General features: G+C 59.3%; 11 protein-coding genes. 10 read left to right on the top strand and 1 reads right to left on the bottom strand.

What is annotated here, in order from left to right; translation table 11 throughout:
• The first annotated feature begins 97 nt into the window (after positions 1-97).
• The 3 genes from ACODR9_RS19725 to ACODR9_RS19735 all read left to right on the top strand — a co-directional run bounded on the left by ACODR9_RS19725 (position 98) and on the right by ACODR9_RS19735 (position 4922).
• Positions 98-1351 (top strand): MFS transporter, encoded by a 1254-nt coding sequence (locus ACODR9_RS19725; RefSeq protein ID WP_488811547.1) that lies wholly within the window; start codon positions 98-100, stop codon positions 1349-1351.
• Positions 1352-1404: 53 nt separating this feature from the next.
• A complete protein-coding gene (locus tag ACODR9_RS19730; RefSeq protein WP_488811549.1) occupies positions 1405-2784 on the top strand; it encodes a NarK family nitrate/nitrite MFS transporter in 1380 nt (459 codons plus the stop codon).
• Between the two features lie 161 nt (positions 2785-2945).
• Entirely contained in the window at positions 2946-4922 is a 1977-nt protein-coding gene (locus tag ACODR9_RS19735) for a methyl-accepting chemotaxis protein (RefSeq protein WP_488811551.1), read from the top strand.
• A 117-nt stretch (positions 4923-5039) separates the two neighbouring features.
• Here the strand turns inward: ACODR9_RS19735 and ACODR9_RS19740 are convergent, their stop codons facing one another.
• Positions 5040-5573 carry a fimbrial protein gene (locus ACODR9_RS19740; RefSeq protein ID WP_488811553.1) on the bottom strand — a complete coding sequence of 178 codons (534 nt, stop codon included), beginning with the start codon at positions 5571-5573 and terminating at the stop codon, positions 5040-5042.
• Positions 5574-5975: 402 nt separating this feature from the next.
• On the opposite strand from ACODR9_RS19740, the gene ACODR9_RS19745 reads away from it, so the two are divergent.
• The 7 genes from ACODR9_RS19745 to ACODR9_RS19775 all read left to right on the top strand — a co-directional run bounded on the left by ACODR9_RS19745 (position 5976) and on the right by ACODR9_RS19775 (position 15913).
• On the top strand, positions 5976-9677 hold the full coding sequence (locus tag ACODR9_RS19745; RefSeq protein ID WP_488811555.1) for a nitrate reductase subunit alpha: 3702 nt from the start codon (positions 5976-5978) through the stop codon (positions 9675-9677).
• Complete coding sequence (narH, locus tag ACODR9_RS19750; RefSeq protein ID WP_488811556.1) at positions 9674-11224, top strand: nitrate reductase subunit beta; 1551 nt, start codon at positions 9674-9676, stop codon at positions 11222-11224. The genes ACODR9_RS19745 and narH overlap by 4 nt, the downstream gene beginning before the upstream one ends.
• A 3-nt stretch (positions 11225-11227) precedes the next feature.
• Positions 11228-11875: a nitrate reductase molybdenum cofactor assembly chaperone gene (gene narJ / locus ACODR9_RS19755; protein WP_488811558.1), complete on the top strand. Its 648-nt coding sequence runs from the start codon at positions 11228-11230 to the stop codon at positions 11873-11875.
• 58 nt (positions 11876-11933) lie between these two features.
• On the top strand, positions 11934-12620 hold the full coding sequence (gene narI, locus ACODR9_RS19760; RefSeq protein ID WP_488811560.1) for a respiratory nitrate reductase subunit gamma: 687 nt from the start codon (positions 11934-11936) through the stop codon (positions 12618-12620).
• 502 nt (positions 12621-13122) lie between these two features.
• Positions 13123-14187, top strand: a complete 1065-nt coding sequence (locus ACODR9_RS19765) for a GGDEF domain-containing protein (protein ID WP_488811562.1) — start codon at positions 13123-13125, stop codon at positions 14185-14187.
• A 104-nt stretch (positions 14188-14291) separates the two neighbouring features.
• Positions 14292-15215, top strand: coding sequence for a DNA-3-methyladenine glycosylase family protein (locus ACODR9_RS19770; protein ID WP_488811564.1), 924 nt, complete (start codon positions 14292-14294; stop codon positions 15213-15215).
• Positions 15212-15913, top strand: a complete 702-nt coding sequence (locus tag ACODR9_RS19775) for a methylated-DNA--[protein]-cysteine S-methyltransferase (protein WP_488811566.1) — start codon at positions 15212-15214, stop codon at positions 15911-15913. Before ACODR9_RS19770 ends, ACODR9_RS19775 begins: the two co-directional genes overlap by 4 nt.
• Positions 15914-15917 lie beyond the last annotated feature (4 nt).

The raw sequence follows: 15917 nt of genomic DNA on the forward strand, positions 1-15917 counted from the left end.
AGCTCCTCATGCCGCCCGCAGTGCTGCTATCGGTGAATATTTCCCGCGCCCATAAAAGGGTTAAATGTCTATATCCCAATAGTGGAGCAAAAGCATCATGGCTTCTTTACGCTTCAAGCAGTATGCCGTGCTGGCATCCAGCACCGTGGCATTTACCATCTGTTTCATGATCTGGATGATGTTTGCGGTACTGGGCATTCCCATCAAGCAGCATTTGGGCCTGAATGAAACCGAATTCGGCATTCTGGCGGCCACGCCGGTATTGTCCGGTTCGCTGATCCGTGTGCCGCTGGGCATCTGGACCGACCGTTTTGGCGGTCGCATTGTACTGTTTTTGCTGATGCTGATCTGCGTGCCCTTCATCTTCATCATGCAATATGCCACCGCTTACTGGCAGTTCTTGGCCATTGGCCTGCTGGTGGGCCTGGCTGGCGGGGCTTTTTCGGTAGGCACACCTTATGTAGCGCGCTGGTTCAAACCGGAACAGCAGGGCATGGCCATGGGTGTATTTGGTGCCGGTAATGCCGGTTCCTCGCTCACCAAGCTGGTGGCACCGGGCATCATTGCCGTCGGTGGCTGGCAACTGGTGCCGTCGGTATACGCCGGCATCATGCTGGTGACTGCCATTTTGTTCTGGCTGTTTTCTTATCAGGATACGGCGCATCTGGTCAGCAGCAAGGCAAGCCTGCGCTCCCAGTTGGCCCTGATGAAAGACCCGGCCGTGCTGCGTTACTGCCAGTACTACTCGGTGGTGTTTGGCGGCTATGTGGCGCTCGCCTTGTGGATGACCAAGTACTACGTGGGCGAGTACGGCTTTGACATCAAGCATGCGGCTTTTCTGGCGGCCTGTTTCTCCCTGCCTGGCGGCGTGCTGCGTGCCATGGGTGGCTGGTTGTCCGACCGTTTCGGCCCCTACAAAGTCACCTGGGGCGTGATGTGGACCTGCTGGGTTGCCTTTTTCATCCTGTCTTACCCGCAAACCGATTTCAGCATTACCACCACGCACGGCGTGCAAAGCTTCCATATCGGCATGGGCGTAACCCAGTTCACCCTGATGCTGTTTGGCGTGGGCATTGCCATGGCCATCGGCAAGGCTTCGGTGTTCAAGTTCATCGCCAATGAGTTTCCCGACAATATCGGCGCGGTATCCGGTGTAGTAGGCCTGGCTGGCGGCATGGGCGGTTTCCTGTTGCCCATCCTGTTTGGCGTGCTGCTGGATGTGACCGGTGTGCGCAGCAGCGCCTTCATGCTGCTGTACGGCACGGTGTGTGTGTCGCTGGTGTGGATGCATTTTTCTTTCAAGCCTGAGCAGGGCAAGGCTGCGGCCAAAGTGGCTCGCCAATCGGCCTGAATGCTGCAACCCCATTTTTGATTGACGGCCAAGGTGCCGTCAGGGAGGACGTGATGTCACATGTACTGGACCGGTGGGAACCGGAAAACAAAGACTTCTGGCAGCAGGAAGGCAAGGCAGCTGCCCGGCGCAATCTGTGGATTTCCATCCCCGCGCTGATGCTGGCCTTTGTCATCTGGCAGGTGTGGAGCGTGGCCGTGCTGAATATGCCCAACATCGGCTTCAGCTACAGTCAGAACCAGCTGTTCTGGCTGGCCGCGCTGCCGGCGCTGTCGGGTGCCACGCTGCGGATTTTCTACAGCTTCATGGTGCCGATTTTTGGTGGCCGCAAGTGGACCGCCATTTCCACTGCCAGCCTGCTGATTCCGGCCATCGGTATCGGCTTTGCCGTACAGGACCCCAATACCAGCTATATCACCATGGTGGTGCTGGCTTTGCTGTGTGGCTTTGGTGGCGGTAATTTCAGCTCCTCCATGTCCAATATCAGCTTCTTTTTCCCCAAGGCGGAAAAAGGTACGGCGCTGGGCCTGAATGCCGGTCTGGGCAATCTGGGTGTATCGCTGGTGCAGTTTGTGGTGCCGCTGGTGATTACCATGGGCGTGTTCGGTGCCTTTGGTGGCGAACCGCAGGTATGGGTGAAAGCAGCCGTACACAAGAAAATGTGGCTGCAGAATGCCGGCTTTGTCTGGGTGCCCTTCATTGTGATGGCCACCATTGCCGCCTGGCTGGGCATGAATGATATTGCTTCGGCCCGCGCTTCTTTTGCCGATCAGGTTGTTATTTTCAAGCGCAAGCACAATTGGCTGATGTGCTGGCTGTATATCGGTACTTTCGGTTCCTTCATTGGTTTTTCTGCTGGCTTTCCGCTGCTGATGAAAGGCCAGTTTCCGGATGTCGATCCTACCAAGTACGTATTTTACGGCCCGCTGGTGGGGGCGCTGGCGCGCCCGGTAGGCGGCTGGCTGGCTGACAAGATTGGCGGTGCCAAGGTAACCCAGGCGGTATTCCTGCTGATGATGCTGGCTGTTGGTGGTGTACTTACCTTTTTGCCGAATGCAGGTCAGGGCGGCAATTTCCAGGGCTTCTTTGCCATGTTCCTCTGCCTGTTTGCCCTGACCGGTGTGGGTAATGGCTCTACCTTTATGCAAGTGCCGGTGATTTTCCTCACCTTGCATCAACGTCTGGCCGGCAAGAGCGAGGCTGCACAGAAGCAGGCGCAGGCCGATGCCACCCGTGAAGCTGCTGCCGTATTGGGCTTCTCCGGTGCGATTGGTGCTTACGGCGGCTTTTTCATCCCCAAGAGCTATGGCACGTCCATTTCCATGACGGGTGGTGTGGAGGCCGCGCTGTATGCCTTCATCTTGTTTTATGCCAGCTGCGTGCTGATCAACTGGTGGTTCTATGCTCGCAAGAATGCGGAAATTCGTTGCTGACAAGCCGTAAAGTAGCGTCTCCTGGTTAACAGGAGGAAGTGGGGGAAGCGCAGATGCTTCCCCTTTATTATTGGGGCGGCATATTTATTGCTAACTAAAAATTGCCTATGCTGAAATCCATTACAGCAGGTCATTTACCCCAAGACGATTGTGAGGCCGTCATGTTGTCCAGACTTTCCATCGCAAGCAGGCTTGGTCTGCTGATTTTGCCCTTTGTGCTGGTGATTGCCGGCCTGGCGGGTGTGCTGTCGCTGGAAAAATGGCAAAGCCTGTCCCGGCTGCAGGCTTCCGGCCAGCTGCTGCAGGTGGCTGGCAAGGCCAGCGGCCTGATTCACCAATTACAGGCAGAACGGGGCCTGAGCAATGGATTTCTGAGTGCGGCAGGCAGCAGCCTGCCGGATGAGCTGAAAACAGTGCGCCAGCAAACCGATAGCGCACTGGCCGATTTCCACGCCAGCCTAGCGACACTGCCGGATGCCACCCAGGCCGTAGCGGCAGAAAACCAGGTACGCACATTGCTGCAGGGGCGTGCTGCCGTTGACAGCCGCAGTCTGCCGGCCAGCCAGATGTTTACCGCCTATTCCGACAATATCGAGCAACTGATCGGCCTGATTGCCGGCCTGGCTGGCAGCACCAGCAATGCAGGCCTGCTGCGTGATGCCGTGGCGCTGGTCAATTTGCAATGTCAGAAAGAATTTGCCGGACGCGAACGCGGCTTCATCAACGGCGTACTGGGGCGTGGCAGTTTTGACCAGCCAGCATTGCTGCAGGCTGCCGGCATGCAGGCACGGCAACAAGCCTGTGCCAGTCAGTTGCGCTTGGTGGCAACCGGCCAGATCAGGCAGGCATCGCAGCAGGCCGATCAATCAGCCGAAGCCGCTGCCGTGCAAACCATGCGCCAACAAATGATGTCCGCCCCGCTGGGTCAGCCGCAGGGTGTGGCACCGGCGCTGTGGTTCAAAACCGCCAGCGCACAAATGGCCAACCTGAAAAAACTGCAGGATGCCCTGTTGCAGCAGCTGGATGACAATGTGCAGCAACTGTTGTCCCAGGCCACTTTCCAGCTGTGGTTCACCCTGCTGGGTTCCGCTGCCACCATCCTGCTGCTGTCGGTACTGGGCTGGGCCATCTACCACAGTGTGGAACGGCCTATTTCCAGGCTGGAGCAGCTGATGAGCGGCATGAGCCGCGATTTCGACCTGTCACGCCGCGCCGCGCTGCCTGGCAGCGATGAAATCGCCCGGATGGGCAATGCGTTTGACCATCTGGCAGACGCCTTTGCCGACACTCTGCGTCAGATCAAGTCCGAAGCACACCAAATGATGGCAGCAGCCCATTCCTTGAGCGATGTCTCCGCCCGTGCCGCCTCCACGGCGGAAGTGCAGAGCCGTTCCTCGGTGGATATTGCCGCTGCCATCGAGCAAATGTCTGCCGGTATTGCCGCCGTCACCGACAACGCCTTGCAGGCCATGCAGGTGGCACAGGACATGCAGAGCTGTGTGGACGATGGCCGCGAGCGTATGCACAGTACTGCGACGACACTGAGTGAAACCGCAGATGGTCTGACCCATACCGGCGAAAGTGTCGATATGCTGCGCGACAAGTCTGAGGGCATTCACAGCATTGTCACCGCCATCCGCGAGATTGCCGATCAAACCAATCTGCTGGCGCTTAACGCAGCCATCGAAGCTGCGCGGGCCGGTGAGATGGGGCGTGGCTTTGCGGTGGTGGCTGATGAAGTGCGCAAGCTGGCCGAGCGTACCAGCAAGGAAACACTGGATATTGCCGCACTGATCGAGGATATCCGCCGCGAAACCCGTGATGTGGCACAGCAGATGGCAACGGCACGTCAGCGCATGCAAGGTGGCATGGCCGAAGTGGATTTGACCGTGGAAGACCTGGCGCTGATTCATGGCAAGGCCAGCGACACGGCTGACAAGAGCCGGAACACCACGCTGGCGATGCAGGAGCAAACCGCTGCCAGCAACGACGTAGCCACCAATGTCAGCAAGATTGCCGCCCTGGCTGAAAACAATGCTCATATTGTGCAGGAAGCGGCCACCTTGTCCGGCCAGCTTAACCTCACTGCCAGCAAGATGGTGGCGCTGGTTGATCGCTTCCAGCACACCAGCCACTGAGCCAGCGCTGTGCATGCTGGCTCAGCAAGAGTCCGCCGCGCGCGTATGTCGTGCAGCGCGGCGGACTAGCACTGGCTGTCTGGTGCCTGGCCAATCGGCATGCGGTGGATGCCTGATTTACTGGTACTGCACGGTGTAATTGACGCTGGCGACGACCGTGCCGGCAGTTGCCACACCAGTGGCATGATAGCGCGCCAGATAGTTCATGGTGGCGCTGCCGCTGCTGATCGGGAATGCCATGCCGCTACTGCCAAAGGTGCTGCTGGTTTGCCCGATCAGGATGTGCGTGCTTGCAGTCGTGTTGTAAATGGCCACGTCGACATTGCTTGCGGTTCCCGTATTGATCAACCGCCCGGCGGAGTTGACATTGCTGTCATTTTCAAACCAGACGGCAGCCTGCGTGGCTGCGCCGGTACAGCCGTTCAGCGAAATGGAAAACGGGGTAATGCCTGAGGTGGCCGAGGCGATGGGCAGTGCTTTGGAGGAGATGGACGGCAAGCTAATGGAGCCATTGTTGCCGCTTCCCGCGACGCTGATGGTACAGGTGGTTGTGGAAATACTACCTGTGAATGAAATAGTCCCGTCATACGCATGTGCTTGCGAAATGAACCCTACGAAGGCAATACAGAAGGTGGCGAATGTGCGCTGCATGGAACGGCTCCTGATGGTATGTTTTCCCGAAATACTGTCAAAGGCAATTCACTCATCTTTTAGTAAAACTTATTAATAGTGGGATGAGCTTGAAGTTGCCTTTTATATATAGATAGTTTTTCTTGATCTGAGGAATTTCAGTCCTTTAGGACAGTTCAATTGGGGAGCGTGCTCCCGACCGGGCCACGTTGCCGGTTGCTGCGTGAACCCGCCTCAAGGCAGCCAGCCTGTGTAGTTCTGCCTACTCCTTATGGCTTAGCAAGCCTCCTCACTCTGCGTCGTCTGCTTGCCACCAGTGGCGAATGGGCGCTGTTGTTGTCCGGCCGTAATCTTTGCAGGGTAAGCAATGTCTGCGCGGCTGGGCCGCGACGCCGCACCTGGCGGTAAAAACTCGGAGGCAAGATGAGCCACTTTCTGGACAGACTGAATTTCCTTGGCAAGGTAAAATCCACCTTTGCCGATGGCCATGGCGCGGTGGTCAATGAAGACCGCCAATGGGAAGACGCCTATCGCCAACGCTGGCAGCACGACAAGATCGTACGTTCCACCCACGGGGTGAACTGCACCGGCTCCTGTAGCTGGAAGGTCTATGTAAAGAATGGCCTGATTACCTGGGAAACCCAGCAGACCGACTATCCGCGCACGCGCCCGGACCTGCCCAATCACGAACCGCGTGGCTGCCCGCGTGGCGCGTCCTACAGCTGGTATGTGTACTCGGCCCAGCGCGTGAAATACCCGATGATCCGTGGCCGTCTGGCCAAGCTGTGGCGCGAAGCGCGCAAGAACATGAGCCCGGTAGAAGCCTGGGAACACATCAGCCAGAACCCGGAACTGGCCAAGCAGTACAAGAGCAAGCGCGGCCAGGGTGGTTTCGTGCGCGCCAACTGGGATGAAGCCAACGAAATCATCGCGGCTTCCAATGCCTACACCATCAAGAATTACGGTCCGGACCGCGTGGTGGGCTTCTCGCCGATTCCCGCCATGTCCATGGTGTCCTACGCTGCCGGTAGCCGTTATCTCAGCCTGATTGGCGGCGTGCCGCTGTCCTTCTACGACTGGTATTGCGACTTGCCGCCCGCCAGCCCGCAGGTGTGGGGCGAGCAGACCGACGTGGCCGAGTCGGCCGACTGGTACAACTCCACCTACCTGATGGTGTGGGGTTCCAACGTGCCAATGACCCGTACCCCGGACGCCCACTTCTATACCGAAGTGCGCTACAAGGGCACCAAGACCGTGGCTGTTTCCAGCGACTTTGGTGAAATGGCCAAGTTTGGCGACATCTGGCTGGCACCGAAGCAGGGCACCGATGCCGCGCTGGCCATGGCCATGGGTCACGTTATCTTTAAAGAATTCCATCTGGACAAGCCGTCGGCCTACTTCACCGACTACATCCGCCGCTACACCGACATGCCGATGCTGGTGACGCTGCGCCAGGATGGCGAACGCTATGTGCCGGACTACTTCCTGCGCGCCAGCCATCTGGCGAACAACCTGAACGAAGACAACAACCCGGAATGGAAGACCCTGGTTTTTGACGAAACCAGTGGCGACATCGTGGCACCGACTGGTTCCATCGGCTTCCGCTGGGGTCAACCTGAAGGCAAGACCGGCAAGTGGAACCTGCAGCAGCATGACGGCAGCACCGGGCGTGAGGTATCGGCCCGCCTGTCGCTGATTGAAAACCGTGACGAAGTAGTTGGCGTCGGCTTCCCTTACTTTGGTGCCGAACACGAGGATCTGCTGACCCGCAACGTACCGGCCCGCCAGGTTGTGCTGGCCGATGGCAGCACCGCGCTGGTGGCCACGGTATTCGACCTGATGGCAGCCAACTACGGTATCGACCGTGGCCTGGGCGGCGGCAACGTCACCAATGACTACATGGCCGACGTACCGTACACCCCGGCCTGGCAGCAAAAACACACCGGCGTGAAGCCGGAAATGGTGATCCAGGTAGCGCGCGAATTTGCCCAGAATGCCGACCAGACCCATGGCAAATCCATGGTGATTGTCGGTGCTGCGCTCAACCACTGGTATCACATGGACATGAGCTATCGCGGCATCATCAATATGCTGATGCTGTGTGGCTGTATCGGCCAGAGCGGTGGTGGCTGGTGCCACTATGTGGGCCAGGAAAAACTGCGTCCGCAAACCGGTTGGGCTCCGCTGGCCTTTGCTGGCGACTGGGTACGTCCGTCACGCCAGATGAACGGCACCAGCTTCTTCTACGCCCATACCAGCCAGTGGCGGCATGAAAAGCTGGGCATTAACGAAATCCTGTGTCCGACGGCTGACGGCAAGATGGCCAATATGAGCCTGATTGACTACAACGCCAAGGCCGAACGCATGGGCTGGCTGCCGTCCACCCCGCAGCTGACCACCAACCCGCTGGATATCACCCGCGCCGCCAAGGCCGCTGGCCAGGATGCCATCCCGTTTGCCGTGGACAGCCTGAAAAATGGCACGCTGGACATGTCCTGCAACGACCCGGACAACCCGAAGAACTTCCCGCGCAATATGTTTGTGTGGCGTTCCAATATTCTGGGTAGCTCCGGCAAGGGCCACGAATACTTCCTCAAATACCTGCTGGGCACCCAGAACGCAGTGATGGGTAATGAGGAAGATTGCATCAAGCCCACCGAAATCACCGTACGTCCGGCAGTGGAAGGCAAACTGGACCTGCTGGTTGTGCTGGACTTCCGCATGTCCACCACCTGCCTGTATGGCGACATCGTGTTGCCGACCGCCACCTGGTACGAGAAGGACGACCTGAATACGTCCGACATGCACCCCTTCATCCACCCGCTGTCCGAAGCCGTGCAGCCGCTGTGGCAGGCCAAGTCCGACTGGGAAATCTACAAGGGCTTTGCCAAGAAGATTTCTGAAATCGGCAAGGACTACCTGGGCGTGCAGCAGGATCTGGTGCTCACCCCGCTGATGCACGACACCCCGCAGGAACTGGGTCAGGCTTTCGATCCCAAGGACTGGAAGAAGGGCGAGTGCGAGCCGATTCCGGGCAAGACCATGCCTGCCATGACCGTGGTAGAGCGTGATTACGGTGCCATCTACGACAAGTTCACCTCCATCGGCCCGCTGCTGGAAAAAGTGGGCAATGGCGGCAAGGGCATCAGCTGGAAAACCGGCCATGAAGTGGACGTGCTGCGCGGTCTGAACCATACCGTGACCGAAGGCGCGGGCAAGGGTCAGCCCAAGCTCAATACCGCCATCGATGCGGCTGAGATGATTCTGACGCTGGCACCGGAAACCAATGGCCATGTAGCGGTGAAAGCCTGGGACGCCTTGTCCAAGATCACCGGTATCGACCACACCCATCTGGCGCTGCCGCGCGAGCATGACAGCATCCGCTTCCGCGATGTGCAGGCGCAGCCGCGCAAGATCATTTCCTCGCCCACCTGGTCTGGCCTGGAAAGCGAAGAAGTCAGCTACAACGCCGGTTACACCAATGTGCACGAGCTGATTCCATGGCGCACCATCACCGGCCGCCAGCAGTTCTATCAGGATCACCAGTGGATGCGTGCTTTTGGTGAAGGCCTGTGCGTGTTCAAGCCGCATGTGGATCTGAAAACCACCCAGGCCATCCTGGGCAAGAAGTCCAACGGCAACCACGAACTGGTGCTCAACTTCATCACCCCGCACCAGAAATGGGGCATCCACAGTACCTATTCGGACAACCTGCGCATGCTGACGCTGTCGCGCGGCGGCCCGCACGTCTGGGTATCGGAAGTGGACGCCAAGAAGGCCGGCATCGTCGACAACGACTGGATCGAAGTGTTCAACGTCAACGGCACGCTGACTGCCCGTGCCGTGGTATCGCAGCGCGTACCGGAAGGCATGACGCTGATGTACCACGCCCAGGAGAAGATCGTGAACGTGCCGGGCGCGGAAACCAGCGGCAAGCGCGGCGGTATTCACAACTCGGTAACCCGTGCCGTGACCAAGCCGACGCACATGATTGGCGGTTACGCCCAACTGTCCTGGGGCTTCAATTACTACGGGACAGTCGGTGCCAACCGTGACGAATTCGTCATCGTGCGCAAGATGAAAAAAGTTGACTGGATGGATCAGCCTGCAGGAGAAGACAAATGAAAATCCGTGCACAAATCGGCATGGTGCTGAACCTGGACAAGTGCATTGGCTGCCATACCTGTTCGGTTACCTGCAAAAACGTCTGGACCAGCCGCGACGGTGTGGAATACGCCTGGTTCAACAACGTGGAAAGCAAGCCCGGCATCGGCTACCCCAAGGACTGGGAAAACCAGGAAAAATGGCAGGGCGGCTGGGAACGCAAGCCCAATGGCAAGCTGGTGCCCAAGCAGGGCGGCAAGATGCGCATTCTGGCCAATATCTTTGCCAACCCCAATCTGCCGTCGATTGACGACTACTACGAGCCGTTTACCTTCGATTACGAGCACTTGCAGAACGCGCCGGAAATGCAAACCCCGCCGACTGCCCGCCCGGTATCGGTGCTGACCGGCAAAAAGATGGACAAGATTGAATGGGGCCCCAACTGGGAAGACGACCTGGGCGGCGAGTTTAGCAAGCGCAGCAAGGATGCCCTGTTTGAAGGCATCCAGAAGGAAATGTACTCGGCTTTCGAGAACACCTTCCTGATGTATCTGCCGCGCCTGTGCGAACACTGCCTGAACCCGGCCTGTGTCGCCTCTTGCCCGTCCGGTTCCATCTACAAGCGTGAAGACGACGGTATTGTGCTGATCGACCAGGACAAGTGCCGTGGCTGGCGTATGTGTGTGTCCGGCTGCCCGTACAAGAAGATTTACTACAACTGGACCAGCGGCAAGGCCGAGAAGTGCATCTTCTGCTATCCGCGTATCGAAGCCGGTCAGCCGACCGTATGCTCGGAAACCTGTGTAGGCCGCATCCGCTACCTGGGCGTGCTGCTGTACGATGCCGACCGCATCGAAGCCGCTGCCAGCGTGGAAGATCCGAAGAGCCTGTACGAAGCCCAGCTGGGCGTGTTCCTGGACCCGAATTCGCCGGAAATCCAGGCCGAAGCCCGCAAGCAGGGTATTCCGGAAGCCTGGATCAGCGCCGCGCAGAACTCGCCGGTGTACAAGATGGCCATGGAATGGAAAGTAGCCTTCCCGCTGCATCCGGAATACCGCACCCTGCCCATGGTGTGGTACATCCCGCCGCTCTCGCCCATCCAGAGTGCGCTGGAAAACGGCCTGATTGGTGAGAACGGCATCATCCCGGACGTGAAAGACCTGCGTATTCCGATCCGCTATCTGGCCAACCTGCTGACCGCAGGCAAGGAAGAACCGGTGGTGAGTGCGCTGGAAACCATGGTGGCCATGCGCCGTTACATGCGTAAAAAGAGCGTTGAGAAAATCAGCGATCCGGCCACCTTGCGCGGCACGCATCTGAAACCGGCCCAGGTGGAAGAAATGTACCAGGTGATGGCGATTGCCAATTACGAAGACCGCTTCGTGATTCCGTCCAGCCACAAGGAAATGGTGGAAAACACCTTCGAGGACAAGGCCAGCTGTGGTTTCACCTTTGGCAATGGCTGCTCCGGCGGTACGTCGGAACCCAGCCTGTTTGGCAAGAAGAAGGCCACCCCCATCGTGTTCCACGACATGCGGCGCGACCGCAAGGCCAACGCCGGGAGCTAAGCCATGAACCAGTCACTGTTCAAGATTGCCTCGGCCCTGCTGTGTTATCCGGAGCCCGAGTTGCTGGCGGCGCTGGATGACATTCGCACAGCCCTGCAAGCCAGCCCCACGGCAGCCAGCATGCTGGAACCGCTGCTGGCCCAGCTGGAGGGCAGCGAGCTGATCGCGCTGCAGGAAAGCTATGTGCAGACTTTCGACCGCAGCCCGGCACACTCGCTGCATCTGTTCGAGCACATTCATGGCGAGGACCGTGCGCGCGGTCAGGCCATGGTGGACCTGATGGAAGAGTACAAGGCCCATGGTTTCGAGCCGGTGTGCGCCGAGCTGCCCGACTACGTGCCGCTGTTCCTGGAATTCCTCTCGCAGTGCGAAGCGGAAGAGGGCAGCCGCCTGTTGGGTGATGCGGTACACGTGCTGGGCCATATCGCTGGCAAGCTGCGCGAGTCGTCTTCGCCTTATGTTGGCGTGCTTGACCTGCTGGTATGGCTGTCGCCAGTGCCGCCGGAGCCCTTGAGCGTGCCGCCGATCCGCGACATGGACGAACTGCTGGAAACCTTTGGCCCCGGTGCGGATGGCAGCGAGCCGCTGCTCAAGCCCGCCCTGCCGGCCATTGCTCCGGTCAACTTCTACCCGTCGCGACCCGGCGCCTGAATCTGCCCGTTTCCGGCCCGCTCTGTCATGAGCAGGCCGGAACAGCAAGGAGAGAGATATGGACTATCTGCATCAATTTGTATTCGGGATCTATCCCTATATCGCGCTCAGCATTTTCCTGCTGGGCAGCCTGATCCGCTTTGAGCGCGAACAGTACAGCTGGAAGAGTGAATCCTCCCAGCTGGTGTATCGCGGCAATCTGCGGCTGGGCAACATCCTGTTCCACATTGGCGTACTGGGGCTGTTCTTCGGCCATCTGGTGGGCCTGCTCACCCCGTTGAGCGTGTGGGAAGCACTGGGTGTCACCCACAGCTTCAAACAGGTATTTGCCATGACGGCCGGTGGCATCATGGGTTCGCTGGGCCTGGTCGGCCTGCTGATCCTGCTGCATCGCCGCCTGAGCAACCAGCGCCTGGCCGCCAACAGCACCTGGCGCGACAAGCTGGTGCTGCTGTGGCTGCTGGCCACCCTGGTACTGGGCCTGTGCACCATCGCCGTATCCGCCCAGCACCTGGACGGCCACGAAATGGTACTGCTGATGACCTGGGCGCAGCATGTGGTTACCTTCCGTGGTGATGCTGCCCAGTACATCGTGGCTGCTTCGCCCATCTTCAAACTGCACCTGTTCATGGGGATGAGCGTGTTCGTCATCTTCCCCTTTACCCGTCTGGTGCATGTATGGAGCGGCTTTGGTGCGCTGTCCTATCTGGGCCGTGCCTGGCAGCTGGTACGCCCGCGCGCCTGATTTGCCAGCACATCGATTTAACCAAGGCCCTGCGGGGCCTTTTTTCATGGATGTCCTGTTCTGCAAGGAGGAGGGCTGCTATACCGGAAATTCATCTGCAGCGCTTGCTGCGTGCTGGTTTGTGTTGTCGGTCAGTCCACATTCACTGTGCGGTCAGACTGACATGTTAAAAGTGGCCTGCTGCTGCAGCCGGATGAAATGAACAGGACTTGCCGTCGATCAGCGCTGCTGGCTAGGTCGATGGCATGTATGCTGTTAGTATTTGATTGAATCAATGAATACAGCTGTTATTTTGATTTGAAAAATATCGGGGAAGGTTTGCGGCTTGCTGTACCAATCCGGCATCGTACGCGCTGCATGGCTGGGGCATTTCCGTTGCCACCACGCTACTGCCAGCTGTCCTTGTCAGCTTGTTTCCTGCTGGATGCACGCTTTGCCTGACCCGCCATGTTGTGTCGCCAGTCGACAGACTGACGGCTTGTTGTCCAGCAGAGCCATCACCATGAACAGCAATTACAAAGCCACCGAGGCAGATTACTACCATTACATGCGCGGCAGGTTGTTCAAGCCGGTGGTGTTTCTGGAGAGCGCCGGCATCGTCTTCATCATTGCCAGCTTTGTCATGAATCCCTATCTGGCTGCCGGGCTGGGCAATACCGAAGCCATGCTGCTGGCTGCCATCATCCTGGTGGGGCTGGTCAAGGCCCTGTCGCCCAGCGTGCTGGTATGGCGTGCCGGTACCATCGCCTATTCGGTATTGCTGACGCTGATTTTTGCGCTGGAAGTAAAAAGCATGGCCGGTCCGGGCGACCCCTTCATCATTCCCATCATCATTACCATCTGGTTTTACAATTCCTTTGTCACCCCCTCCAAGCACGACTGTCTGGCCATTCTCAGTTTTACCGGTGCCTCTGCCTTTTATATTTGCGGACTGGGCCCGGCAGCCAGCATGTCGCCCGCCTTGTTTGCCTTGCTGGTGTTTGGCGTATTCGTGGTGGCCATCACGCTGAACCAGACCATGCAGCACAATATGTACTCCATGTTCTTCATGCAGGACGAATTCCGCCGCCTGGCCGAAATCGACCCGCTGACCCGCATTCCCAACCGGCGTGCGCTGTTTGCACACCTGGACGAGCGCTTGCCTGCCGGCAAGGACCAGCACTGGTTCTGGGTGCTGATTGATCTGGATGACTTCAAGCAGATCAACGACAGCCATGGCCATGCAGTGGGGGATCAGGTACTGGTGTGTTTTGCCGACCTGCTGGAACGCATGAGCAAGCCCGGCTGTCCGGGCCGCATCGGTGGCGAGGAGTTCGGCTTGCTGCTGTGCCGGTCATCTGCTGCGGAAGTTGATCAGCTGCTGGAACAATTGCAAGCCGCCGCCGCAGACGCCCGGCCCGCTGGCGTGGTGTTCAGCTTCAGCGCGGGCGTGGCGGTGTTTTCCGAGGGCATGGCCACCAACGAGGTATTACGCGCGGTGGATCAGGCCATGTATGCGGCCAAGCGCATGGGCAAGCGCCGGGTGCTGTTTGCTGGTGATCTGGTGGAAACCGCCCTGACCGACTGAGCGCAACAAGCTGCAGCCTGCATCCCTTGATTCAAGCGCAAGATGCAAGGTGCCAGCGCCCGGCATCTGCGCGATAATCGCGCCAGCGCGGCACCTTTGGCCGCATGGCCGGAGCCAACATGCAGCAGGCGGTGGAACACGCGTTTGAGATTGCCTTGCCGGCGGATTATCACGCCGCCAGTGTGCTGGCCTATCATGGTCGCGACCCGGCAGGCCCGGCGGAATGGCAGCAGGGGCTCCAATTGCGCAAGGGCCTGTTGCTGCAGGGGGCTGCCGTGGAGGTGCAGCTGCGTTTCGCCCCGGACAGCTTGCTTGTCCGGGTGTGTGGCGCAGCCAGCCACGACTGGCCGGCCTTGCTGCCCGTGGTAGCGCAGGCCGTGCAGCGTATGGCCGGTCTGGGCGGCCCACGCGATATCTGGCTGCAACTGGCCACCCGGTTGCCAGATGCCGCCCGCCTGCTGGATAACAAACCCGCCCTGTGGCTGCCATTGACGGCAGAGCCGTTTGAGGCGCTGTGCTGGGCCATTATCGGCCAGCAAATCAATCTTTCCTTTGCCACCGCGCTCAGGCGCAGCCTGATTCAACTGGCTGGCGTGCCGATTGCCGGCAGCACGCTGCTGGCCCATCCCGGCCCGGCCCAAGTGGCCGCGCTAGCGGCGGAGCAACTGACAGCGCAGCGCTTTTCCCGCTCCAAGGCAGCGTATTTGCTGGGGGCTGCCCAGGCGGTACTGGACGGCAGCCTGCCGCTGGATGCACTGCCCGGCCTGGATGCGGCTGCGGCAGAAAGCCGACTGCTGGCCCTGCGCGGTGTGGGGCCGTGGACCGCGCGCTATGTGATGCTGCGCGGCCTGGGTTTTGCTGACAGCGCACCGATTGGTGATAGTGGCCTCGCCACCGCCTTGCAGCGCTTTTATGCCTTGCCAGCCCGGCCCGATGCCCGCCAGACCGAACAACTGATGCAAATCTTTTCCCCCTGTCGCAGCCTGGCTACCCTGCATTTGTGGGCCAGCCTGACGGAGCATGCATGAAACCCGTGATCACCGATTTGTTCAGTCAGGATGCGCCTGACTTGTCCAGCACAGCGCAGGCATCTTCCCGTGCTGCTGCACCATTGTTTGCCCAGGGTGGCTTGTGGGACGGTGGCAATGCCCGCACAAGCCCCGCTGCAGCCAGTCCGTCGCCCGAGGATGACCGCATGACGACGTTAAGCGTGCCGCCCAATGCTGCCTGCCACGGTGTGGTGGATACCCGTTTCGGCCCCGCCATGGTGTGGCTGGACTTGCAAGGCCGTCTGTTGCGGCTGGATTTTCATCTGGAGCAGGAAATTCAGCGCGCAGTGTTGTCCGGCAGCCGCCGTGACGATGCCGCCGTGGCCGAGGTGGCGCGCCAGCTGCATGAATACCAGCGCGGCGAGCGGCGCAGTTTTGATATTCCGCTGGCAGCGCATGGCACGGATTTCCAGCAGGAAGTGTGGGCGGCGCTATGCCAGATTCCCTACGGCCAGACCATGAGCTATGGCGAGCTGGCACTGGCGCTGGGCAAGCCAGGCGCTGCCCGCGCAGTAGGGCGGGCCAATGCGACCAATCCGATCGCGTTGATCGTGCCCTGCCACCGTGTATTGGGGGCGGATGGCAGCCTCACCGGCTATGCCGGTGGCCTGGCGCTGAAAGCGGACTTGCTGCGTTTTGAACAGGAAAACACCGTACCCGGCCTGTTTGCTGGCTGAAGCC

It is taken from the genome of Aquitalea sp. FG25 (assembly GCF_057809375.1).